The sequence below is a fragment of the Halorubrum rubrum genome (assembly GCF_024494685.1).
GTDB classification, from domain to species: domain Archaea; phylum Halobacteriota; class Halobacteria; order Halobacteriales; family Haloferacaceae; genus Halorubrum; species Halorubrum rubrum.
In genome coordinates this window covers 43,622-63,816 of the sequence record NZ_JANHDM010000011.1, presented here as the reverse complement: position 1 = coordinate 63,816, position 20,195 = coordinate 43,622, and the positions used below count along the sequence as shown (strand labels likewise).

Sequence of the window (20,195 nt, the reverse complement as noted above, 5' to 3'; positions counted from 1 at the left end):
GGTCATTTATGTACCGAACGCGTATATGGAGGTATGAGTCACTCATCGCGTTCTCCACGTATCGACCTCGACGCGGCGTTCAAAGCGTTCGGCGCGGTGACGATCCTGATCGGGGTCGGCCTCACCGTGGGCGTGATCGCGCTCACCGACCCGTTCGGCGAGTACGTCACGGCCACGCCAGCCGCGACCGGAAGCCTGCTCTTCACCGGGCTGCTCGCCGCGGTCGGCTACGCGGCGTACGCGCTCCGCCGCCGCTGAGCCACGTTCTCGTTGAGCCACGTCCTCGTTGAGCCACGTCCTCGTTGAGCCACGTCCTCGTTGAGCCACGTCCTCGTTGAGCCACGTCCTCGTTGAGCCGCGGGCCGACGAGTCGATCCGGACACGAGCCGGTTCGATTTCAGGGTATTGGCCTCGCGTGACGACAGTATTATTTAATATTGGGAGTATAAAACACACATGTCCGACACGCTGGACGACGACGTGGAGCAGTTGGGTATCGTCCTCGAGACCGCCGACCCCGAGCGGGCGTGGAACGCGTTTCGGCTCGGGATCACCGCACTCGAGGACGGACTGGACGTCTCGGTGTTCCTTCTCGGCGAGGGCGTCGAGACCGAGGAGATCACGGACGACGAGATCACGGGCGACGGGTTCGACGTGCGCGAGCGCATGGAGGCGTTCGACGACGCCGGCGGGGAGCTGCTCGCCTGTGGAACGTGTCTGGAGATACGGAAGCGGGACGGAAGCGAGGTCTGCCCGATCTCGACGATGAGCGACCTCCTCGAGGTCGTGACGACGTCCGATCGGGTCCTCACCGTCGGGTGAGTCGCCGTCGACGTCGGTTCTCACGATCCGTCCGATCGGGTCCCGATCACGCGTCGTCGGGACCGTCCCGGTCCGCGTCGACCTCCCGGTCCACGTCGGGCTCTCGGTCCGCGTCGGTTTCCGCGACCGCCCGGATCGGTGCGCCGTCGGCGTCGATGGCCAACGGGTAGGCGTGGAGGATGACCCGTTCGGGGAGCCGCTCGAGGCCGGTCAGGTTCTCGATGACGAACCGCTCCGCGCCGAGCAGCGCGCGGTGGGCCGGCACGCCCGAGGGCTCGTCCGGACTCGCGCGCTCGGTCGGCGTCGGGTCCGGGTTGAGCGTGTCGGTGGCCACGTGGTGGCCGGCGTCGACGCAGCGTCTGGCCGTCGCGGGAGCCAGGTAGGGATGGTCGAGGTACCGGTCGGTCCCCCAGTGGTCGTCCCAGCCGGTCCGAAACGCCAGCAGCTCCGCGTCGGTCTCGGGAACCGCGTCCGGCGGGATCGCCTCGCGTGCGCCGACGCCGCGACAGTCGACGAGGCGCGCGTCGAACCGGAACTCGTCGACGGCGTACGCCCCGAGCGTCAGCCCGTCGGGCTCGGTGTGGCGCGGGGCGTCGACGTGCGTCCCGGCGTGGCTCCCCAGTTCGAGGGCGGTGACCTCGTACCCGTCCGCCTCGTGGGTCGCGTGGGGCGAACACGACACGTCCGGATCGTCGGGATACGTCGGCATTCCGGTCTCGATCCGGTGTGTACAGTCGTACAGCGTCATGGTTCACGTCCCGGTACGTCTCGTATAATCCTGTCCCCGACCGTGTGGGTTCGTTGAACCGTCGTCCGCCGTACGGATACGTTCCCGTCCGAAACGCTTGGTCGCTGAACGGTGTATACTGCTCGTATTCACTCTCGGGTAACTACGTCCTAACCGATACGAATTTGAAGATTCGCCGAACAATCTCAGTATGGAGTTACGAACGTTGCTCTCCGATCACCTTCCAAACGCCGTCGTTGCTGCGGCCATATTCACGCTCTACAACGCCTATACTAGCGGTTTTTCTGACCCAGTCACGATTGGTTTCGAATTCAGTTCCTACGTTATTGCGATCTTCATCGGATTCGTGGTTATCACTCCGATTTTGGACAAGGCATTCGACAGCGCTACAACATGAATGGCCTGTACTGAGCGAACCGAGTCGACCCGTCTCACCCGCTCGAGGATCCTAACGAAGTCGACGAAAAAAAGCGACTCGGGGGTGGACCGGTTCGATCCGGCGCGGGTCGGATCAGCTCGAGGCGGTCGCCGACTCGGCGCTCTCGTACTTGTCCTCGAACTCCTGGATGAGCTGGCCCATCTTCGCGTACCAGTCGTTCAACATCCGCTGCATCTCCCCCGAGATCTTCTCGGGATCGGTCGGCTGGTAGACGTGGTAGTAGCCGCCCTGGTCGTAGTTGATCTGCTCTTTACTGATGAAGCCGGTCTGGAGGAGCCGCTGGACCGCGCGGTAGGCGGTCGATCGCTCCCGGTCGACGGCCTCGCCGATCTCGTCTATCGTCAGCGGCTCCTCGCTCTCGACGAGCACCTGGAAGCACTCCCGGTCCAGCGGTTTGAGCCCGTGAAAACACTCCAGTAACCCCTCACACTCCATGTCGCTCCGGAGCTGTTCGGCCAACGAATCTGGCATGATATTACCTGCGAGTACGGCCCGTGCGCCTAAAAGGCTTGTGTATAGAACACACAATTCCGTGCGAGGAGGGATCGAACCCGTCGATGTTCCGTTCTCCGGCCGAACGTTCGGCCGGGAGTTCAAGCCGACCGCGGCGGCGGCACCAAGAAGACGTTGCCGGCCGCGTTCACGACGACCTCCTCGCTCACGCTGCCCAAAAGCAGCCGCCGCAGACGGCTCCGGCCGCGCGATCCGAGGAGCAGCGTGCTCGGCTCGTGTTCGCGCTCCGCGGCGAGGATCTCCGCCGCCGGATCCCCGCGTCTGACGTCGGTCCGGGAGTCGAGTCCCCACGCGTCGAGCCGATCCTCGAGCTCGCCGAGCCGCGCTTCCACGTCGCCCTCGTCGCCGGTGTCGTCCTTCGGCGAGCGCACGTGGACCAGCGTGACCTCCTCGGTCGCGTGTCGGAGGTACTCGAACGTCTCGAAGGCCCGTTCGGCGTTCTCCGAGAAGTCGGTGGCGAGGAGCGTCCGCTTGAACAGGTGTCGTCGCACCGTCTCGGGGTCGTCGACGCCGCGCTCGATCCGGTCGACGAGCAGCGGCGCCACCGTGGTCCGGGCGAGGTTCCGCGCCGTCGATCCGATGACGCGGTTCTCGAGCGGGCTCTTCCCGCGAGAACCGACGAGGATCAGGTCCGCGCCGACCGCGCCCGCGATCCCGTTGATCCGACGGTGCGGCGTCCCCCGAACGACGTGCGTCTCGACGTCGAACCCGGCGGCCTCGACCGTCTCCCGGTAGCGGCGAAGCCCGCGCTTTCGCCGTTTCTCGAAGTCGATCCCCGGCATCCCGGAGTGGACGTTGGAGGGGACCACCGTCACGAGGTGGATCCGGTCGACGCCGATCCGCGAGAGGCAGTTCAACCCCGTCTCCGACTCGATCATCGTCTCGCTCGCCGTCGAGAGGTCCGTCGCGAGCACGGCCGACTTCCCGCTCATCGGTCCCGCCCCCGTCCCCGGTCCGCCGACCCTCTCGGCCACACGGTATTCTCCATATCGCACAATACTCTCGCTCGGAGATAAAACCCGCGGTCGAACGGTATCGGGGGATATACCCGGCGGCGGGCGTGTTCTCGGGCATGACCGACGACGAGACTGCCCTCGCGGAGGCGGTCGACCGCTTCCTCGAGGACGCGGACGCGGCGTTCGACCAGTACGATCAGGGATACGCCGACGCCGACGCGACCGTCTCGGTGCTCCGGAGCCACGCCGACGACCTGCGGGACGCCCTCGAAGGGGATCGATGAGAGAGCGAGCGCGGCTCGGCGAGCGGATCACCGACCGGGTCAGGGACGTGCGCCGATCAGCTCCCGCACGCGGGCGACGCGTTCGCCGAAGGCCGGATCGCCGCGCTCGCGCGGCCGGTCGACGTCCACGTCGACGACCTCGCGGACGCGTCCCGGCTCGGCGGCCATCACCACGATCCGGTCGGCGAGCGTCACCGCCTCGGCGACGTCGTGGGTGACGAAGAGGACGGTCTTCCCCGTCGACGCCCACACGTCGAGCAGCTCGCGTTGGAGCATCTCGCGGGTCTGCGCGTCGACCGCGCCGAACGGCTCGTCCATTAACAGGAGGTCCGGGTCGACCGCGAGCGCCCGCGCGATGGCGACGCGCTGTTTCATTCCGCCCGACAGCGACTTCGGATACGACCCGCGGAACTCGCCTAGCCCGACGAGGTCGAGCATCTCGTCGACCCGCGCCGCGCGTTCGTCGGCCGACCGGTCGCTCCGTTCGAGCCCGAACCCGACGTTCTCCTCGACGGTGAGCCACGGGAACAGGTGGTACTCCTGGAAGACGACGCCCATGTCGGTCGTCGGACCCGTCACCGGCGTCCCGTCGAGCCGGACCTCGCCGTCCGTGGCGTCGGCGAGCCCGGCGATGACCCGGAACAGGGTCGTCTTTCCACAGCCGGAGGGACCGACGAGACAGACGAACTCTCCCCCCTCGACTGAAAAGGAGACGTCGTCGAGCGCGCGGACCGGGTCGCCGTCGCCGTCGTAGGTCTTACCCACCCGGTCGACGACGACGCCGGAGTCGTCACTTACGCCTGCCATACCAACACCCGCCGTTGGGCCGAGCGGAACGCCACGTCGACGAGGAGGTACATCAGGCTCAACACGAGGATGTACGCGATCACCTTGTCGACGAGCAGGTTGTTGCTCGCGCGCAGTATCTCCCTCCCGACGCCCGGCACGCCGAAGATCTCGGCGGCGACCACGAGCATCCAGCACCGTCCGAGCCCGGTCCGGATCCCGGTCGTGATCCCCGGCAGCGCGGCCGGGAGGACGACCGACCGGATCATGTCGAGGTCGCCGCGCACCCCGAGCGTCCGCCCCACGTCGAGGAGGTCCTCGGAGACGCCCTCGACCGCGCCGTAGGCCGCGTAGAAGTTGATCCAGAACGCGCCGACGGCGATGATGAACGCCGCGCCCGCGTCGTTGATCCCGAACCACGCGATCGCGAACCCGATCAGCGCGAGCGGCGGAACCGGTCGCAGGGTCCGAACGAGCGGCGCGGTCACGTCGTCGAGGGTCACACTCCAGGCGAAGGCGACGCCCGCCCCGACGCCGAGCCCGGTCCCGACCACCGTACCGGGCAGCCAGTGACGGACGCTCGACGCCAGCGCCGCGGTCATCGTGCCCGCGGCGAGCTCCTCGAGGAACCGGACCCCCACCGCCGCGGGCGAGGGCAACACGTACGCCGGCTGCGTGAGCGAGACGAGATACCAGAGCCCGAGGAAGCCGGCGACCCCCGCGACGCCGCGGAGCAGCCGCGTCGGATCGGCGAGTCCGAGGACGGCGTACACCCCTGCGTCGTCCCTCCCGTCGAGCCGTCCAGAGGTGTCGGCGGCCATCAGAGCGAGTCGTAGACCCCGAGATCGAAGATCTCGTCGGTCGAGAGCCGTTCGTCGATCTGGCCGTCGTCCGCCGCGAACTCGGAGAACACCGGCGTCGCCTCGGTGATCTCGGCGGGGTCCGTGACGAAGTTCGACAGCGGCGAGTCGAGCGCGCGCCGGGCGCGGTCGGCGGGCATCCCGATGCCCTCCTCGACGTGTCTGGCGGTCACGTCCGGCTCCGCGCCGATGAGCTCGGTGGCGCGGACGTGTCCCTCGAGGAACTGCGCGGCGAGCGGCGACTCGCGGACCTCGTCGCTCATCAGGGTGACCGCGGCCGGCTGGCCGGGGAGTATCTCCGCGGCGGTCCGGAGCATCGTGACGGACGACCCCTCCGCCTCCGCGATCGTCGGCACCGGCTCCATGATCGAGGTGCCGTCGATCTCGTCGTTGGCGATCGCCTGCCAGACCGCGCTCGCGCCGCCGATCTCGATGATCTCGACGTCGTCGTTCGTCTCGGGGTCGACGCCGACCTCCCGGAGCCAGTACCGCAGCAGCACGTCCGGCACGCTCCCCTGCGGGAACGTGCCGAACCGGAAGGGACGGTCGTTCTCCGCCGCCCACGTCGCGAACGCCTCCGCGCCCTGTGCCTCGAAGACGTCGTGGAACGATGACTCGGCCATGATCCCCATCGGCTCGCGGATGTTCGCCGCGGTCACCTGCGCGGGGATCCCGCGGTCGATGACGATCATCGCGGGCACGATCCCGAACATCGCGACGTCGATGTCGCCGCCCCCGAACGCCTGGACGATCGCCGGGCCGTCGGTGAACTCCTCGCCGGTGACCTCGGCGTCGATCCCCTCGAGATACCCCTCCCCCTCCATCACGTACCACTGGAGGTCCGGGTAGATCGGCATGTGCGCGACGGTCAACTCGTCGAGTCCGCCGCCGTCGCCGCCGAGACATCCGGCGAACCCGACCGTCGCCGTTCCACCCGCGGCCGCCAGAAACGACCGCCGCGAGCCTCCCGCGTTTCGCTGGTTCATGTCGATCCAAGGGGATCGGGGATCAATACCCTCGCGCCACCAGCAATCGCCGACCGTACCGCCGACGCCACCGTGCGCCGATATCGGACGGGAGACGCCGCTCGATCGGGGTATCCACCGATCGCCTCGTCGGTGCCGCGTCCCCGATAGGCGTAAGCATTGCCGGTCCCGGAGGTCGATCGGCCCGCCGTCGATCCTCCCGCCTCGACTCGCCCCCGTTTATGTCGCCGCCGCCCGACCCTCCGACATGGTCTCGGAGATCTTCGACCCCGACGCGTGGGAGCCGGTCACGGACGAGTTCGAGGACGTGACGTACCACCGCGCCCGCGACGCGCCGGTCGTCCGGATCGCGTTCGACCGCCCCGAGGTCCGCAACGCGTTCCGCCCGGGGACCGTCGACGAGCTGTACGCCGCGCTCGACCACGCCCGCAAGCAGGCCGACGTCGGCTGCGTCCTCCTCACGGGCAACGGCCCCTCGGAGAAGGACGGCGGCTGGGCGTTCTGCGCCGGCGGCGACCAGTCCGTGCGGGGCGGCTCCGGTTACGAGTACCGCGACGACGACGAGGCGGGCGAGGCGGACGACCCGCTCGTGCGCGAGGCGAAGGCCGGCCGGCTCCACGTCCTCGAGGTCCAGCGGCTGATCCGGTTCATGCCGAAACCGGTGGTCGCGGTCGTCCCCGGCTGGGCGGTCGGCGGCGGCCACTCGCTTCACGTCGTCTGTGACCTCACGCTCGCGAGCGACGAGCACGCGAAGTTCCTCCAGACCGACCCCGACGTGGCCTCATTCGACGGCGGGTTCGGCTCCGCCTACCTCGCCAAGCAGGTCGGCCAGAAGAAGGCCCGAGAGGTGTTCTTCCGCGGGAAGACCTACTCCGCGGCGGAGGCCGTCGACATGGGGATGGCCAACGAGGCGGTCTCACACGAGGACCTGGAGTCGGTCGCCCTGGAGTGGGCCGAGGAGATGACGAGCAAGTCGCCCACCGCGATGCGCATGCTGAAGTACGCGTTCAACCTGACCGACGACGGGATGGTCGGCCAGCAGGTGTTCGCGGGCGAGGCCACCCGGCTCGCGTACATGACCGAGGAGGCCCAGGAGGGGAGAGACGCCTTCCTCGAGAAGCGTGAGCCCGAGTTCGACGACTACCCCTGGCACTACTAATCGAACGTCACGACTTGTCACGCGTTCCGCCGCGGTGGCGCGCGCCTCCGAGCGGCCGGAGGCCGCGAGGAGCGCGTGCGAGGGACGCGGTGAGCGCTCGAAGAGCGCGAACCGCGAGGCTGGGGAGGGGTGAGGTGCGGGGCTGTGCGGGGCGGGTGGGGCTTTGAAAGTGTTCACTGTGCCAGCAACGATCTACGTCCGAGAAGCCGGGGCTTCGTCCGCCGTGTTCCGGCCCCGTCGCTCACGGATTGCTCGCCGCAGGCATGCGGGGGAAGGGATTCGAACCAACGAAAGACGGTCCGGGCATGCGGCTCGCTCCGCTCGCCGGTCCGGGCTGCGACTTTCTGGGTTCGAACCCTTCTGATCAGATACCTGCGGCTCGCGAGTTGCTCGCCGCAGGCATGCGGGGGAAGGGATTCGAACCCTCGAACCTCTACAGGAGCGGATCTTAAGTCCGCCGCTTTTGGCCAGGCTCAGCCACCCCCGCGCGGATCCGGGTACCGCCGGCGGGGTCAAACCCCTTTCGGAAGCCGGCGTGGGGATCCCGCCGGCTCGTCCCGCTACCAATCGACCGACAGCGTCCCGTCGCCGTGCGGGTTCGGTGCGATCTCCTCGTCCGTCCGCCGGTCGACGACGTGGATGACGCCGCGCTCCTTCTTGGCCGGACACACCTCGGCTGCCCGGACGTTCTCGGCCAAGTCCTCCTCCCCGATGTAGTAGGTCCGCGGCTTCGCCATCCCGCTCATCACGTCCATCTCCCAGTTGTCGGCGACCTCCGCGCACTTGCCCGCGCCGAAGCACTTGTTCGCCTCGAAGACGATCTTGTACGGTTTCTCCTCGATCGGCGGCCCCTCGCCGCCGAGGTCGCTCGCAGCGAGGACGCCGTCGTCGCTTCCGTCCTCTCCGTCGGCCTCGTCGGGTTCGGTCCCGCGCGCGTCGCTCATACCTGCCGATCGGTGACGGCGGGACTTTCGTCTGTCGGTCGCGTCGGCCTCGACGCTCCCCTGGCGTCTCCCGGCGCGGTCCGAATCGGTCCGGATCGGCCGCGAGACGCCGCTCGTCCGGAGTCGAACGGTTCAAGTATTCGCTGGCTGTTCGTAGGGACATGAAAGACCAGGGACGCTCCACGCGCAAGCGAACCGGCGGCCGACTGAAGCACGCCTCGAACAAGAAGCGCCACCAGCTCGGCCGCGAGCCCGCCGAGACGACGGTCGGCGAGACCCGCGTTCAGTACATCGACTCCCGCGGCAACGAGCGAAAGGTTCGCGCGCTCGCGACGAACGTCGCGCAGGTCGCCGACGGCGACGAGGTCGTCGAAGCCGACATCGAGGACGTCGTCGAGAACCCCTCGAACGTCAACTACGTCCGCCGGAACATCGTCACCAAGGGTGCCGTCATCGAGACGAGCGAGGGACGCGCCCGCGTCACCTCCCGACCCGGCCAGACCGGCCAGGTCAACGCCGTCCTGATCGAGTAGAGTCGATTTCCTCGGTGTCCGTTTTTTCGCTCTCGTGAGGCCGTAGTCTCGACCGTCATCACCGATCCGGGCTCCAAGCGTGGTGAGCTGCTGGCGCGGTGAACACCACCAAAGCCCCAGCCGGGAGGCGGACGCACGCTCGTTGCGCGCTTCAGTCGCTCACGTCGTTCGCTCCTTCCAGTGTCGCCGGCGGCGGAGCCGCCGGCTGCCCCTTTGAACCCCACCCTACACCGCCCCGCACCTCACGCCTCCCCAGCCTCGTCGGTCGCCCTCCGCTTTGCTCCGGCCGACCGACTCCCTCGCGGGCTCCTCGCGGCCGTTGGGCGCTCGGAGGCGCGCCGACCGCCCCGACGACCATTCGGCCGACCGATCTCAAGCTATTTGTCCCTCCCATCCCCCGATCCGGTCGTGTACGTCGGCGTCGACGAGGCCGGCAAGGGGCCCGTGCTCGGGCCGATGGTCGCCGCGGCGGTGCGCGCGGACCCGGAGAGCCTGCCGGCCGACGTCGACGACTCGAAGCGCGTCGCCCCCGAGCGACGGGAGGCGATCGCGGCGGAACTCCGCGCGGGCGCGGTCGACGTCGCGGTCGCGACCGTCGAGACCGCGGAGATCGACGCGCCCGACACGGACATGAACACGCTCACGGTCCGCGGGCAGGCGCGGGCGGTGCGAGCGGTGGTGCGGGCCGGCGACCGCGTCGTCGCCGACGCGGGCGACACCTCCGAGGAGCGGTTCGCGCGGCGGCTTCGCGAGTTCGTGGCCGACCCCGAACCCGTCGAATCCGTCGACGTCGACGCCGCCCACGGCGCGGACGAGTCCGACCCCGTCGTCGGCGCGGCGAGCGTCGTCGCGAAGGTGGCCCGCGACGCGCGGGTCGCCGCCATCGACGCGGCGTACCCCGACTACGACGGCGTCGGCAGCGGCTACCCGAGCGACCCGACGACGCGGGCGTTCCTCCGCGCGTACGTCGCCGACCACGGCGACGTCCCGCCGCACGCCCGGCGGTCGTGGTCGACGTGCGCGGACGCGCTCGCGGCCGCCGAGCAGTCGGGGCTCGACGAGTTCTGATCTCGTCTCTACGCCGCGCTCCTACGCTTCGCGCAGCGCCAGCGCCGCCAACAGCGCCTCGAGTTGGACCTGCTCGTTCGCGCCCTCGGCGATCCGGTAGTCTGTCTCGCCGATCCGCTCCATCAGCCGGACCGCCTCGCGCTCGTGGAGGTCGAAGTCCCACACCGAGCGGTGGAGCTGGTCTATCACGTCGCCGCCGGCCATCCCGGTGTCCGTGAGCAGGGTGTCGAGCGTCGCGCGCGCCTTGGTGAAATCGCCCGCCAGCGCGTCCGTCACCATCGACTCGATCTCCTCCGGGCGGGCGGTCGCCGTGATCGCGTACACCGCCTCCTCGTCGACCACCTCCCCGGTCGTCGCCGCGGCCTGAAGCGAGTTGATCGCCCGGCGCATGTCGCCGTCGGCGGCGTAGACGAGCGCGTCGACGCCGGCGTCGGTCACCTCGATCCCCTCCGCGGCGGCGATCTCGCGGGTCTGGGCGGCGATCGCCTCGTCGGAAAGGGGGGAGAAGCGGAAGACCGCACACCGCGACTGGATCGGGTCGATGATCTTCGAGGAGTAGTTACACGAGAGGATGAAGCGGGTGTTGTCTGAGAACTGCTCCATCGTGCGGCGGAGCGCTGCTTGGGCGTCATCGGTGAGCGAGTCCGCCTCGTCGAGAAACACGATCCGGAAGTCGCCGCCGAACGACGACCGGGCGAACCCCTTGATCCGGTCGCGGACCACGTCGATGCCGCGCTGGTCGGAGGCGTTGAGCTCGAGGAAGTTCCCCCGCCAGTTGTCCTCGCCGTATATCTCGCGGGCGATGGCGGTCGCTGCGGTCGTCTTTCCTACACCGGCAGGACCACTGAAAAGAAGATGGGGGACGTCGTCCTGGTCGATGTAGCTCTGGAGCCGCTCGACGATCTCCTCCTGGCCGTGGACGTCCTCGAGCGTCTGCGGTCGGTACTTCTCGATCCAGATCTCGCGTCCCGTCGCGGTCGCCGCCGGCGAAGACCCCTCGCTCATACACGGATCGAGGGGTCGGCGGGGTGATAAACGAACCGAGAACCCGACGGCGGGCGGTCGGTCACTCGTCCGCTCGCTCGTCCGGCACCGGCGGGGGCAGCCGTCGTTCGAGTTCGTCGCGGAACGCGGTCAGCGTCAACACGTCGTCTTCGGCCTCCTTCAGCGCGCTGCGCGTCTCCGGGTCGATCCGCGGCGCGAGAACGATCGCGGCGGCCCCGGTCGAGGCGGTTCGGGTCCGCCAGCCGACGTACCGCTCGCCGAGCCACGCCGGCAGGTCGGCGAGCAGCACGGCGTTGCGCCACGCGAACTCCCGGCTTCCCTCCAGTCCGAGGAGCATCAGTCGGTCGTCGATCGGGCTGAAAAGCGCCTCCGCGGCGGCGACGCCCGCGGCGTCGTACACCGCGACGAGCGCCTCCTGGACCGCCGCGACGAGGCGGGCGAGGACTGCGTTGATCCGGTCGTGGTCCGTCCGCTTGCGGCCGCGGTCCGGGTCGATCCCCACGTCCCGAAGCGTGTACGTGAGGTCGTAGGTGATGTGGGCGTTGATCCCCGAGAGGGCGTCCTGGAGGACGAGCCCCTCCCCGCGGACCGCGGCCGCGAACCCCAACAGCCACGCGCGGGGAAGCGCGTCGAACTCGCGGCGCTCGAAGGCGACGAGCGCCCGCCGGTACCGCTCCGCGAACGCGACGAGGTACGCCTCGACCCACTCGTCGTCGGCGAAGAAGTCGGCCTCGATCGCGTCCCCGACCGCTCTCGTCATCCGGGCGTACACCGTGAGGAACACCGCGCGGCGGTCGTCGCGCTCGCGGAGGTACGCCTCGGTTCGAGTCAGCCGGTCCGCGACGTCCGCCACGGAGGCGAACGGCTCGGCGAGCGGATCGAGCAGCGTCGCGTCCGGCTCGTCGTCGAGTTCCGCGGCGAGCGCCTCGGCGTCCACGTCGGTCGACCGCCTGTAGGCGGCGAGTAGCGCCCGAAGTTCGGCGGTCGTCGGGACCGTGGCGCGGATGGGAAGCATGTGATGTGAGAGATCGTGACGTGATGACGAGAACCGTCCTCGACGTCGGATACACGGCCGGACGCGAAAACGCTGGCGGCGGTGGCGGTCGCGGCTCCGGCCGCCGGTGTCCCGTCAGAGCCGCTGGAGCTCGTAGGCGAACACCCAGACGCCCATCAGCACCCCGACGGGAACGACGACCTCGGCGACCTCCTCGGAGATCGGCAGGCCGGCGACGTCGACGAGGAGCCGCGTCGTCGTCGCAGCGAGCTGCGCGAACAGTTCGAACTCCGCCCGGATCGTGTTCGTCAGCACCGACCCGACGACGAGCGTCACCATCGCCGCGACCCCGTGGATCGTCCCCCGAACATGTGGCATACCCAAGGGATCTGCGACGGGGAGTATAGGGCTTTCGTCGAGAGGAAAGAACGAGACGCGCTTCGCCGCGGGCCGCCGACACGGGCCGCCGATACGGTTCGTCGGGTCCGTCCGCGCCGGCCTCACTCGAACTCGGCGACGAGCTCGGGGACGACGTCGAAGAGGTCCCCGACGATCCCGTAGTCGGCGATGTCGAAGATGGGCGCGTTCGGGTCGGTGTTGATCGCGACGATGGTGTCGGAGCCCTTCATCCCGGCGACGTGCTGGACCGCCCCGGAGATGCCGACCGCGATGTACACGTCGGGGGTGACGACCTTCCCGCTCTGGCCGACCTGTCGGTTCTTCGGGAGCCACCCGTTGTCGACGATCGGTCGCGAGGAGGAGAGGGTCGCGCCGAGCGCGTCGGCGAGGTCCTCGACGAGCTCGAGGTTCTCCTCCTCGCCGATCCCGCGCCCGACGGAGACGAGCACGTCCGCGTCCGCGATGTCGACGTCGCCGCCGCCGACCTCCTCGAAGCCCTTGACGCGCGCGCCCGACTCGGGTGTCTCGACGTCGACGGACTCCACCTCGGCGTCGCCGACGCCCTCGGCGGGGGCGAACTCGCCGCCCCGCATCGTGAGACAGAAGCGGTCGCCCTCGACGGCGACGCTCGTCTCCACCTTCGAGCCGTACATCTCGCGGGTCACCGTCAGGCCGTCGTCGTCGTACTCGAAGCCGAGCACGTCGGTGACGAGCGGGAGGTCCAGCCGCTCCGCGACCGCGGGTGCGTAGTCGAGGCCGTTGACGGAGTTGGGCGCGAGCACGGCGGTCGGGTCGATCGTCTCCACGAGCGCGTCGACGGCGGCCGCGTAGACGGTGTGGTCGAACTCCTCGCCGTTCGCGACGGCGTGGATCCGGTCGACGCCCGGCCGGTTCAGATCGTCGGCGAACCGCTCGACGTCGCCGGCGACGACGGCGACGTGGAGGTCCCCGCCGAGGGCGTCCGCCAGCTCCCGGCCGGCGGTGAGCAGCTCGAGCGAGACGTCGCGAAGCTCCCCGCGGCGGTGTTCGGAGACGACGAGCACGTCGCTCATCACGCGTCCACCCCCTTCTCGCGCAGGACCTCGGCAAGGCGACCCGCGGCCTCGCCGGCGTCGCCCTCGATGAGCTCCGCGTCGGACTCGCTCTCGGGCTCGTACATCTCCGTCAGCGTCAGCGCGCTCTCGACGTCGGCGGGGGAGAGCCCGAGGTCGGCGAGGTCCGTCGCGGCGATCTCCTTGCGCTGCGCCTGTCGGATCCCCCGAAGGCTGGCGTACCGCGGCTCGTTGAGCCCGGTCTGGACGGTCAACACGGCGGGCAGGTCGACCTCCGTCAGCTCCTCGATCCCGCCCTCCAGCTCGCGGTGGACGTTCGCGACCCCCGCCTCGGCGTCGAGGTCGAGGTCGTTGACGACGGCGGCGTGGTCGAAGCCGATCCGCTCGGCGAGCGCGACGCCGGTCGCGCCGAAGGCGGTGTCGGCCGCCTGGACGCCGCTCAGGACGAGGTCCGGTTCCTCCTCGTCGACGATCGCCTCGAAGACGTCCACCTTCGAGGCGACGTCGGCGAACGATCCCTCGAAGGCGTCGTCCCACACCCGGACCGCGCGGTCGGCACCCTTCGCGAGGGCCATCCGAATCGTCTCCTCGGCGCGCTCGGGCCCGATCGTGACGGCGACGACTTCGTCCGCGATCCCGGCCTCCGCGAGCTGGACGCCCGCCTCGACGGCGTAGTCGTCCCACTCGTTGAGATCGTACTCGAGGTCCGACGCCGCGATGTCGGTCCCCTCGATCTCGAAGTCGTCGTCGGCCACTCCGACCTCCTTCACGGTCACGAGGACTTTCATGGACGTTCCTCCGGGGGTCGTGGTGTAATGGTTTTCGGAACGCGTCCCGCCGCGACGCCGACGCTCGCCGGCGGGGAGCGATTCCGATCCGGGGCCTGCTCAGTCGTCCGCGCTCGCGGGGTCGCCGTCGCCCCCCGTCCGGCTCGGGAGCATCGGGGTGCCGTCGGCGCGGGGGCCGAGCCGCGGCCCGTGCGGGGCGTCGTCGGGGTCGATCCGCCGGCGCGTGCGGTAGTCGGTCGACCGCTCGACGGGGGTCCGGCCGATCGCCGTGATCATCTCGACGTAGTCGTCGAACGAGCGGTACTCGCCGTACTCGCCGCCCGCGCGCTTCGTGATCTCCTCAGAGAGGATCGTCCCCATGAAGTCGTCCGCGCCGCAGTTGAGGAGTTTGAGCCCGTGTGCGTCGCCGGATTTCACCCACGACGCCTGGACGTGCTCGACGTTGTCGAGGAAGAGCCGGGCGACGGCGACGACGAGCTCGTCCTCGTCACGGGAGGGGCCGGAGTCGACGACGCCCTGCCGGTACAGCGGGGTGTTCCGATGGATGAACGACAGCGGCACGAACTCCGTGATCCCGCCGGTCCGGTCCTGGAGGTCGCGGATCACCGACAGGTGTTTCGCGCGGTGCTCGACGGTCTCGACGTGGCCGTACATCATCGTCGAGGTCACGTCGAGCCCCGCGGCCACCGCACCCGCCATCGCGTCGACCCAGTCGTCGGTGCGGATCTTCCCCGGACAGATCACGTCGCGCACCTCGTCGACGAGGATCTCGGCGGCCGTGCCGGGCGCGGAGTCGAGTCCCGCGTCGGCCAGTTCGCGGTAGACGGACTCGTAGCTCCAGTCGGTCCCCCGCCTCGCGTGATAGGCCTCCTCGGGCGTCATCGAGTGGAGGTGGACGCCGCCGACCGACATCGCGGCCATCTGCTCGAGGTAGGTTCCCGGATCGGTCGCGTACGCCTCGGGCGGCTTGTAGTTCACCGCGCTCGCGGGGTCGTCGTGAGCGGCGAGGATCTCGTGGTGCTCGTCGTTCAGCGCGAACGCGGGATGGAGCCCCGAGACCGAACACACCTCGTAGATCCCCATCGAGAGGGCGTCCTCGACCACCGCTCGCGACTCCGCCGGCAGCTTCGTGAACCCCGCGTGGTCGACGTCGCTGTCGGCCTCGAAGGCGTGTGCGGAGTCCTTGAAGTTACAGAACAGACAGCCGGTGTTACAGGCGGTGGTGACGTTGTTGTTGAGGTTGGCGACGAAGGTGACCTCGTCGCCGACCTCCTCGGCGCGGCGGCGGTCGGCGGCCTCCAGCACCGCCTCCTTGCGGACCGGGTCGATCCCCTCGCGGTCCGTGCCGGTCGCGAGCAGCTCGGTCGCGTCGTCGACGGAGAGCCGGATCCCGTCGCGGGCCTTCGCGAGGGCGTTCTCGAACGACTGGTCGGTCGCCGGCTCGGCGAAGCCGAAGTCGTTCGGGTCCAGGTCGGGCTCCGTCGTCATCCCCCTACCGTCCCCGCCCCACGAATAAAAACGGGGCGGTCACGGGAGCCGCGTTCGGAGCGACAGCGGTCACGGCACCCCCGGTCGCCGCCGACCACGTCCCCGACCGCCGCCCGCTCACCGAACCGGCACGCCGGTCCACCCCTCGCGGCCGCGCCGGTCGGACTCCGCTCCGGCGCGTTCCCGAAGCCGCCGGATCCGGTCGGCGGTCGGCGGGTGCGTCGAGAGCCAGCGCTCGATCGGGTCGCCGGTGTCGCGGTGGGTCGAAAGCGGCGCGAACGGCCAGGTGGGATCGGTCGCGCGCTCGATCCGACGCAGCGCCCGAGCCAGCGCGAGCGGATCGCCGGTCACCTCCGCCGCCCGGTCGTCGGCCGCGAACTCCCGCCTGCGTGAGCGGGTGCGCGCGAGCAGCGTCGCGAGGACGAACCCGGCGACGAGCCCCCCGGCGAGGAGGCGATGGAGCCGCGCGAAGACCCCCGAGCGGTCGCCGGGTCGCCCGCGGATCCACGCCGACCCGCCCGCGAGCCCCGACAGCGCCAGCAGGGCGGGAAGCGTCGCGAGCGCGACGAGGCCGACGGCGGTCCGCGCGAGGCCGTCGATCATCGCGGCCGCGAGCCCGTCCCGCGTCTCGAGGTGCGCGAGCTCGTGTGCGAGGATCCCCTCGAGTTCGGGCGGCGACAACAGCCGGAAGAGCGACCGGTCGATCACGAGCGCGCCGCCGCCGGCCCCGCCGACCGCGAACGCGTTCGGCGCGCGGGCGTCCGCGACGTACAGCGTCGGCCGGTCGACGTCCATCCGGGAGACGAGCGCGTCGATCCGGCGGTGGAGCTCCGGAGCGCGCGAACGGGGGATCGGGTCGGCGTCGACGGCGTCGAGCAGTCGCGCCGTCCCGAACCGGTAGCTCAGGTACGCGGACCCGAGCGCGGCGGCGACGAGCAGGACGACCAGTTCGACGGTTCCCGGCCGAAGCGCCCAGAGCGCGCGGAGCGTCCGGAGGACGACGAGCGCCGCCGCGAGGTACCCCGCGAGGAGAACGACGCCGACCGTCGCCGTCGCGAACCGGAAGGCGAGCCGGACCATGGGCCCCCTACGGGCCGCAGGGTCAAAACCCGTCGCGTCGCGACGGGAGAGAGCGGATTTAATCCCCCTGGGTGAGAAGCGGATCGTCATGGACCCACGCGTACGCGAGCACGCGGAGACGATCGCGAACCACTCGACCGGCATCGAGGCCGGGGACGACGTCGTCATCCAACTGCCGAAGGAGGCCGAGGACCTCGCGGTCGCGCTCCACGAGATCTGCGGCGACCGGGGGGCGAACCCGGTGTACCTCAACTACTCGAAGCGGGCGGACCGCGCGTTCAAACGCGCCGCGGACGGCTTCGAGGAACCCGGCCACCGGCGCGCCCTCTACGAGGAGACGGACGTGTTCGTGATCGCCCGCGGCGGCCGCAACGTCACGGAGGACGCGGACGTGGACCCCGAGACGAACGCCGCGTACAATCGCGCCATGGAGGAGGTCAAGCGGACGCGGCTCTCGAAGACGTGGTGTCTCACGCAGTTCCCCACCTCCGGACACGCCCAGCTCGCGGGGATGAGCACCGAGGCGTACGAGGACTTCGTGTGGGACGCCGTCTCGCTCGACTGGGAGGCCCAACGCGAGTTCCAGGCGGAGATGGCGGCGATCCTGACCGACGCCGACGAGGTCCGGATACGCTCGGGCGAGGAGACGGACCTGACGCTCGACGTCTCCGGAAACGCCGCGCTCAACGATCACGGCGAGAAGAACCTCCCCGGCGGCGAGGTGTTCACCGCGCCCGTCCGCGACGGCGTCGACGGCGAGGTGTACTTCGACCTCCCGCTGTACCGCTACGGTCGTGAGATCGAGGGGGTCCGGCTGCGATTCGAGGACGGCGAGGTCGTCTCGCACGCCGCCGAGCGAAACGAGGACTTACTCGCCGGCATTCTCGACACCGACGAGGGGTCGCGCCGCCTCGGCGAACTGGGGATCGGGATGAACCGCCAGATCGACCGGTTCACCTACAACATGCTGTTCGACGAGAAGATGGGCGACACCGTCCACATGGCGGTCGGGTCGGCGTACCCCGACACCGTCGGCGAGGGGAACGCCGTCAACGAGTCGGCCGAACACGTCGACATGATCGTCGACATGAGCGAGGACTCCGTCATCGAGGTCGACGGCGAGGTCGTCCAGCGCGACGGCACGTTCGTCTTCGAGGACGAGTTCTAATCGTCCTCGTCCGACTCCCCGGTCGAATCACCGTCCGTCGGCGTCTCGAGCAGTCGAGGCCCGATCCCGACGAGACGGGCGTACGGGAAGGAGGCGAACGCCAGCGCGCCGAGCGTGTCGTATCCCAGATCGGCGAGGGTGTCCGTGAGGTATCGTTCGAAGCTCCACCGGACGTAGAACTCGCGGAAGGCGTACTCGTACACCTCGAAGACGGCACCGATCGTGAACACGAGCGCGGGCAGAAGCAGGAACAGCCGTCTCGGGGTCGCGAACGCCGCCGGCCGCGACAGGTAGACGATGCCCGCGACCCCGAACCCGGACAGCGAGTGGGTGATCGCGTCCCAGAACCAGTAGCGCGTGTACGTCCCCCACGCCAGCCCGAGAAAGTGGAAGACGGTGACGGTAAGCGAGAGGAGGGCGACCGCGATCCAGGCGATCCGCCATCCGGGACCGGACGCGACCCCCGAAACGAGCCACGACAGGGGCGTCCGTCCCGCGTGGTCCCGCGTCGCGGGCGGCGGACGAGCCTCGCCGAGCGTCCCGGTGCCGGCGGCGAGGACCGAAACCGTCGCTCCGAAGACGATCGTCGCACCGACGACGACCATGACGCCGCCGTGACCGGGCGTGTACGTGACGAGAAGCGAGCCGGTGCCCCACAGCGAGACGAGCAACGCCAACGCCAGCCAGACGTCGTACCAGCGGCGGTCCGGAACGGTGTTCAACAGTCCGAGCAGCACGAGAACGCCGAGCAGAACCACCTCGGAGACCACGCCGAACGGAGCGATCCCGAGAAGCAGGAGTCCGCCGGTCGCCGCCCACTGGAGCCGTCGATCGTTGCGCCACGCCCCGACGGCCGCGATCGACGCCACGATCGGGATCGCGACCACCGCGAAGGCGAGCGCTATCGTCCCGACGGGAGCCGACGGCGGTCCGTCGGCGGCCGTCGTCGTCCCGGAGACGAGGGTGGCGGACAGGAGGACGGCCATCGGGATCGCGAGCAGGGTCGGGAGTGTGCGGAGGTTTCGACGGAGGGAACCCGGTGCGTCGACGGTTTCGGACACGTCTCGGATTTATCAGACGCACTACTAAACCTTGATCGGCGACCGGCACATACGTTTATCCGGCGAGGCCGCCAACGGGACGGTATGCCAGAGGAAGTCCTCTTCGAATCGGAGAGCCGTCGCAGCCGCGAGGAGATCGCCTCGTACCTCCGAACCGTCGCCGACTCGCTGGAGTCCGGCAACGCGATCACGCTGACTCGCGGCGAACAGTCGGTGACGATGGAGCCGCCCGAGCGGCCCACCTTCGAGGTGAAAGCCGAGCGGGAGGGCCCCGCCGACGGTCCCGGCGAGTTGAGCGTCGAGTTCGAACTCGAGTGGGGCGAGGACGGCGGCGCCGACGGGAGCGGGAACGACCTCGCGATCGAGTAGCAGTCGTCTCGGGAGGGATCCGGGACCGCCCAGCGGTCGATCCGGTCGATCCGCGACCGATCCGCTCGCCCCGCGGCCGGGCCGGTCGGCCTCTCAGGAGGAGTTCGTCGATATCTCGGCGAACGCGTCCGCCGCCGAGAGCCGATCGAGGGTCTCGTCGACCTCCGCGCGGACCGCTTCCATCCGCTCGACGAGGTCGTCGTACTCCTCGGTGTTCGTCGCTCCGGAGGCCTCGAGCGCGGCCTTCTTCGAGGCGAGCGCGAAGAAGCGCTGGCTCCGCTCGTCGAAGGCGGCGCGCTCCAAGAGCACCTCGACGAGCGCGAGGAGGTCCTCGCGGGTGACGGGCTTGGTCTTGTAGTCGTCGAACGGCATGTCGACGATGTCGACGTCGGGCTCGACCGCGGTCAACATCGCCACCCGGGCGTCGTACCCCGCCGCCCGGATCTCGGAGAGCACCTCGTGGCCGGAGAGGTCCGGCATCCGCCGGTCGAGGAGCACCACGTCGACGTCGTCGTCCATCGTCTCGAGGGCCCCCTCGCCGCTCGTGGCGACCCGAACGTCGTAGCGGCCGTCGAGGTAGACGCGGTACAGCTCGGCCAGGTCGGGCTCGTCGTCGACGGCGAGGACCGTCGGCGTCGATCCGTCGGGTGACGAACCACCAGGAACCGAGCCGTCGGTCATGGTCGACCGGGC

At 69.7% G+C, this 20,195-nt stretch carries 25 protein-coding genes and 1 tRNA gene; 9 read left to right on the top strand and 17 right to left on the bottom strand.

Going from position 1 to position 20,195, the window contains the following annotated elements:
• The first annotated feature begins 33 nt into the window (after positions 1 to 33).
• Positions 34 to 258: a hypothetical protein gene (locus NO889_RS12505; RefSeq protein ID WP_256412579.1), complete on the top strand. Its 225-nt coding sequence runs from the start codon at positions 34 to 36 to the stop codon at positions 256 to 258.
• 198 nt (positions 259 to 456) lie between these two features.
• Complete coding sequence (locus tag NO889_RS12500) at positions 457 to 822, top strand: DsrE family protein (protein WP_256412578.1); 366 nt, start codon at positions 457 to 459, stop codon at positions 820 to 822.
• A gap of 46 nt (positions 823 to 868) precedes the next feature.
• Here NO889_RS12500 and NO889_RS12495 read toward each other — a convergent pair whose 3' ends face one another.
• A complete protein-coding gene (locus tag NO889_RS12495) occupies positions 869 to 1,570 on the bottom strand; it encodes a cyclase family protein (protein ID WP_256412577.1) in 702 nt (233 codons plus the stop codon).
• 190 nt (positions 1,571 to 1,760) lie between these two features.
• Between NO889_RS12495 and NO889_RS12490 the strand changes: the two genes are divergently transcribed.
• Positions 1,761 to 1,967 carry a hypothetical protein gene (locus tag NO889_RS12490; RefSeq protein WP_256412576.1) on the top strand — a complete coding sequence of 69 codons (207 nt, stop codon included), beginning with the start codon at positions 1,761 to 1,763 and terminating at the stop codon, positions 1,965 to 1,967.
• A gap of 114 nt (positions 1,968 to 2,081) precedes the next feature.
• On the opposite strand, the gene NO889_RS12485 is transcribed toward NO889_RS12490, so the two are convergent.
• Both NO889_RS12485 and NO889_RS12480 read right to left on the bottom strand, forming a co-directional pair.
• Positions 2,082 to 2,480 carry a helix-turn-helix domain-containing protein gene (locus NO889_RS12485; RefSeq protein ID WP_256412575.1) on the bottom strand — a complete coding sequence of 133 codons (399 nt, stop codon included), beginning with the start codon at positions 2,478 to 2,480 and terminating at the stop codon, positions 2,082 to 2,084.
• A gap of 122 nt (positions 2,481 to 2,602) precedes the next feature.
• Positions 2,603 to 3,454, bottom strand: coding sequence for a universal stress protein (locus NO889_RS12480; RefSeq protein WP_256412649.1), 852 nt, complete (start codon positions 3,452 to 3,454; stop codon positions 2,603 to 2,605).
• Between the two features lie 140 nt (positions 3,455 to 3,594).
• On the opposite strand from NO889_RS12480, the gene NO889_RS12475 reads away from it, so the two are divergent.
• Entirely contained in the window at positions 3,595 to 3,762 is a 168-nt protein-coding gene (locus tag NO889_RS12475; protein ID WP_256412574.1) for a hypothetical protein, read from the top strand.
• 39 nt (positions 3,763 to 3,801) lie between these two features.
• Here the strand turns inward: NO889_RS12475 and NO889_RS12470 are convergent, their stop codons facing one another.
• The 3 genes from NO889_RS12470 to NO889_RS12460 are packed head-to-tail and all read right to left on the bottom strand — an operon-like array spanning position 3,802 to position 6,394.
• Positions 3,802 to 4,569, bottom strand: a complete 768-nt coding sequence (locus tag NO889_RS12470; RefSeq protein ID WP_256412573.1) for an ABC transporter ATP-binding protein — start codon at positions 4,567 to 4,569, stop codon at positions 3,802 to 3,804.
• Entirely contained in the window at positions 4,557 to 5,369 is an 813-nt protein-coding gene (locus NO889_RS12465) for an ABC transporter permease (RefSeq protein WP_256412572.1), read from the bottom strand. The genes NO889_RS12470 and NO889_RS12465 overlap by 13 nt, the downstream gene beginning before the upstream one ends.
• Positions 5,369 to 6,394: an ABC transporter substrate-binding protein gene (locus NO889_RS12460; RefSeq protein ID WP_256412571.1), complete on the bottom strand. Its 1,026-nt coding sequence runs from the start codon at positions 6,392 to 6,394 to the stop codon at positions 5,369 to 5,371. The genes NO889_RS12465 and NO889_RS12460 overlap by 1 nt, the downstream gene beginning before the upstream one ends.
• 247 nt (positions 6,395 to 6,641) lie before the next feature.
• On the opposite strand from NO889_RS12460, the gene NO889_RS12455 reads away from it, so the two are divergent.
• Positions 6,642 to 7,553, top strand: coding sequence for a 1,4-dihydroxy-2-naphthoyl-CoA synthase (locus NO889_RS12455; protein WP_256412570.1), 912 nt, complete (start codon positions 6,642 to 6,644; stop codon positions 7,551 to 7,553).
• A 402-nt stretch (positions 7,554 to 7,955) separates the two neighbouring features.
• Here NO889_RS12455 and NO889_RS12450 read toward each other — a convergent pair.
• Together NO889_RS12450 and NO889_RS12445 are read right to left on the bottom strand one after the other, a co-directional pair.
• Positions 7,956 to 8,040: transfer RNA gene (locus NO889_RS12450), tRNA-Leu, on the bottom strand.
• 73 nt (positions 8,041 to 8,113) lie between these two features.
• On the bottom strand, positions 8,114 to 8,497 hold the full coding sequence (locus tag NO889_RS12445) for a ferredoxin (RefSeq protein WP_256412569.1): 384 nt from the start codon (positions 8,495 to 8,497) through the stop codon (positions 8,114 to 8,116).
• A 161-nt stretch (positions 8,498 to 8,658) separates the two neighbouring features.
• Here NO889_RS12445 and NO889_RS12440 point away from each other — a divergent pair, with 161 nt between their 5' ends.
• Both NO889_RS12440 and rnhB read left to right on the top strand, forming a co-directional pair.
• Complete coding sequence (locus tag NO889_RS12440; RefSeq protein WP_066411517.1) at positions 8,659 to 9,030, top strand: 30S ribosomal protein S8e; 372 nt, start codon at positions 8,659 to 8,661, stop codon at positions 9,028 to 9,030.
• A gap of 408 nt (positions 9,031 to 9,438) precedes the next feature.
• Positions 9,439 to 10,098: a ribonuclease HII gene (gene rnhB, locus NO889_RS12435; RefSeq protein ID WP_256412568.1), complete on the top strand. Its 660-nt coding sequence runs from the start codon at positions 9,439 to 9,441 to the stop codon at positions 10,096 to 10,098.
• Between the two features lie 21 nt (positions 10,099 to 10,119).
• Here rnhB and NO889_RS12430 read toward each other — a convergent pair whose 3' ends face one another.
• The 7 genes from NO889_RS12430 to NO889_RS12400 form a co-directional block, all read right to left on the bottom strand.
• Positions 10,120 to 11,103 (bottom strand): replication factor C small subunit, encoded by a 984-nt coding sequence (locus NO889_RS12430; RefSeq protein ID WP_256412567.1) that lies wholly within the window; start codon positions 11,101 to 11,103, stop codon positions 10,120 to 10,122.
• A gap of 61 nt (positions 11,104 to 11,164) precedes the next feature.
• Complete coding sequence (locus NO889_RS12425) at positions 11,165 to 12,118, bottom strand: DUF5995 family protein (protein ID WP_256412566.1); 954 nt, start codon at positions 12,116 to 12,118, stop codon at positions 11,165 to 11,167.
• 114 nt (positions 12,119 to 12,232) lie between these two features.
• On the bottom strand, positions 12,233 to 12,475 hold the full coding sequence (locus NO889_RS12420) for a hypothetical protein (RefSeq protein ID WP_256412565.1): 243 nt from the start codon (positions 12,473 to 12,475) through the stop codon (positions 12,233 to 12,235).
• 122 nt (positions 12,476 to 12,597) lie between these two features.
• Entirely contained in the window at positions 12,598 to 13,548 is a 951-nt protein-coding gene (locus NO889_RS12415; RefSeq protein ID WP_256412564.1) for an electron transfer flavoprotein subunit alpha/FixB family protein, read from the bottom strand.
• Positions 13,548 to 14,336, bottom strand: coding sequence for an electron transfer flavoprotein subunit beta/FixA family protein (locus NO889_RS12410; protein WP_256412563.1), 789 nt, complete (start codon positions 14,334 to 14,336; stop codon positions 13,548 to 13,550). The genes NO889_RS12415 and NO889_RS12410 overlap by 1 nt, the downstream gene beginning before the upstream one ends.
• Positions 14,337 to 14,435: 99 nt before the next feature.
• Positions 14,436 to 15,824: a 7,8-didemethyl-8-hydroxy-5-deazariboflavin synthase subunit CofH gene (gene cofH, locus NO889_RS12405; protein WP_256412562.1), complete on the bottom strand. Its 1,389-nt coding sequence runs from the start codon at positions 15,822 to 15,824 to the stop codon at positions 14,436 to 14,438.
• Positions 15,825 to 15,941: 117 nt separating this feature from the next.
• Positions 15,942 to 16,904, bottom strand: coding sequence for a M48 family metallopeptidase (locus NO889_RS12400; RefSeq protein WP_256412561.1), 963 nt, complete (start codon positions 16,902 to 16,904; stop codon positions 15,942 to 15,944).
• A gap of 88 nt (positions 16,905 to 16,992) precedes the next feature.
• Here NO889_RS12400 and NO889_RS12395 point away from each other — a divergent pair, with 88 nt between their 5' ends.
• Positions 16,993 to 18,072, top strand: a complete 1,080-nt coding sequence (locus NO889_RS12395; RefSeq protein WP_256412560.1) for an aminopeptidase — start codon at positions 16,993 to 16,995, stop codon at positions 18,070 to 18,072.
• On the opposite strand, the gene NO889_RS12390 is transcribed toward NO889_RS12395, so the two are convergent.
• Positions 18,069 to 19,133: a DUF2238 domain-containing protein gene (locus NO889_RS12390; protein WP_256412559.1), complete on the bottom strand. Its 1,065-nt coding sequence runs from the start codon at positions 19,131 to 19,133 to the stop codon at positions 18,069 to 18,071. The genes NO889_RS12395 and NO889_RS12390 overlap by 4 nt on opposite strands.
• A gap of 84 nt (positions 19,134 to 19,217) precedes the next feature.
• Between NO889_RS12390 and NO889_RS12385 the strand changes: the two genes are divergently transcribed.
• A complete protein-coding gene (locus NO889_RS12385; protein WP_256412558.1) occupies positions 19,218 to 19,502 on the top strand; it encodes an amphi-Trp domain-containing protein in 285 nt (94 codons plus the stop codon).
• A gap of 93 nt (positions 19,503 to 19,595) precedes the next feature.
• On the opposite strand, the gene NO889_RS12380 is transcribed toward NO889_RS12385, so the two are convergent.
• Positions 19,596 to 20,183 carry a response regulator gene (locus NO889_RS12380; RefSeq protein ID WP_256412557.1) on the bottom strand — a complete coding sequence of 196 codons (588 nt, stop codon included), beginning with the start codon at positions 20,181 to 20,183 and terminating at the stop codon, positions 19,596 to 19,598.
• Between the last annotated feature and the right edge of the window lie 12 nt (positions 20,184 to 20,195).

What these genes read in the sequence shown, in the direction of transcription:
- NO889_RS12485 (WP_256412575.1), bottom strand. Translation starts at nt 2,480, where the DNA reads ATGCCAGATTCGTTGGCCGAACAGCTCCGGAGCGACATGGAGTGTGAG.
- NO889_RS12465 (WP_256412572.1), bottom strand. Translation starts at nt 5,369, where the DNA reads ATGGCCGCCGACACCTCTGGACGGCTCGACGGGAGGGACGACGCAGGG.
- NO889_RS12415 (WP_256412564.1), bottom strand. Translation starts at nt 13,548, where the DNA reads ATGAGCGACGTGCTCGTCGTCTCCGAACACCGCCGCGGGGAGCTTCGC.
- NO889_RS12420 (WP_256412565.1), bottom strand. Translation starts at nt 12,475, where the DNA reads ATGCCACATGTTCGGGGGACGATCCACGGGGTCGCGGCGATGGTGACG.
- NO889_RS12410 (WP_256412563.1), bottom strand. Translation starts at nt 14,336, where the DNA reads ATGAAAGTCCTCGTGACCGTGAAGGAGGTCGGAGTGGCCGACGACGAC.
- NO889_RS12470 (WP_256412573.1), bottom strand. Translation starts at nt 4,569, where the DNA reads ATGGCAGGCGTAAGTGACGACTCCGGCGTCGTCGTCGACCGGGTGGGT.
- NO889_RS12455 (WP_256412570.1), top strand. Translation starts at nt 6,642, where the DNA reads ATGGTCTCGGAGATCTTCGACCCCGACGCGTGGGAGCCGGTCACGGAC.
- NO889_RS12425 (WP_256412566.1), bottom strand. Translation starts at nt 12,118, where the DNA reads ATGCTTCCCATCCGCGCCACGGTCCCGACGACCGCCGAACTTCGGGCG.
- NO889_RS12480 (WP_256412649.1), bottom strand. Translation starts at nt 3,454, where the DNA reads ATGAGCGGGAAGTCGGCCGTGCTCGCGACGGACCTCTCGACGGCGAGC.
- NO889_RS12400 (WP_256412561.1), bottom strand. Translation starts at nt 16,904, where the DNA reads ATGGTCCGGCTCGCCTTCCGGTTCGCGACGGCGACGGTCGGCGTCGTT.
- NO889_RS12445 (WP_256412569.1), bottom strand. Translation starts at nt 8,497, where the DNA reads ATGAGCGACGCGCGCGGGACCGAACCCGACGAGGCCGACGGAGAGGAC.
- NO889_RS12490 (WP_256412576.1), top strand. Translation starts at nt 1,761, where the DNA reads ATGGAGTTACGAACGTTGCTCTCCGATCACCTTCCAAACGCCGTCGTT.
- cofH (WP_256412562.1), bottom strand. Translation starts at nt 15,824, where the DNA reads ATGACGACGGAGCCCGACCTGGACCCGAACGACTTCGGCTTCGCCGAG.
- NO889_RS12460 (WP_256412571.1), bottom strand. Translation starts at nt 6,394, where the DNA reads ATGAACCAGCGAAACGCGGGAGGCTCGCGGCGGTCGTTTCTGGCGGCC.
- NO889_RS12475 (WP_256412574.1), top strand. Translation starts at nt 3,595, where the DNA reads ATGACCGACGACGAGACTGCCCTCGCGGAGGCGGTCGACCGCTTCCTC.
- NO889_RS12505 (WP_256412579.1), top strand. Translation starts at nt 34, where the DNA reads ATGAGTCACTCATCGCGTTCTCCACGTATCGACCTCGACGCGGCGTTC.
- NO889_RS12495 (WP_256412577.1), bottom strand. Translation starts at nt 1,570, where the DNA reads ATGACGCTGTACGACTGTACACACCGGATCGAGACCGGAATGCCGACG.
- NO889_RS12430 (WP_256412567.1), bottom strand. Translation starts at nt 11,103, where the DNA reads ATGAGCGAGGGGTCTTCGCCGGCGGCGACCGCGACGGGACGCGAGATC.
- NO889_RS12380 (WP_256412557.1), bottom strand. Translation starts at nt 20,183, where the DNA reads ATGACCGACGGCTCGGTTCCTGGTGGTTCGTCACCCGACGGATCGACG.
- NO889_RS12385 (WP_256412558.1), top strand. Translation starts at nt 19,218, where the DNA reads ATGCCAGAGGAAGTCCTCTTCGAATCGGAGAGCCGTCGCAGCCGCGAG.
- NO889_RS12395 (WP_256412560.1), top strand. Translation starts at nt 16,993, where the DNA reads ATGGACCCACGCGTACGCGAGCACGCGGAGACGATCGCGAACCACTCG.
- NO889_RS12500 (WP_256412578.1), top strand. Translation starts at nt 457, where the DNA reads ATGTCCGACACGCTGGACGACGACGTGGAGCAGTTGGGTATCGTCCTC.
- NO889_RS12440 (WP_066411517.1), top strand. Translation starts at nt 8,659, where the DNA reads ATGAAAGACCAGGGACGCTCCACGCGCAAGCGAACCGGCGGCCGACTG.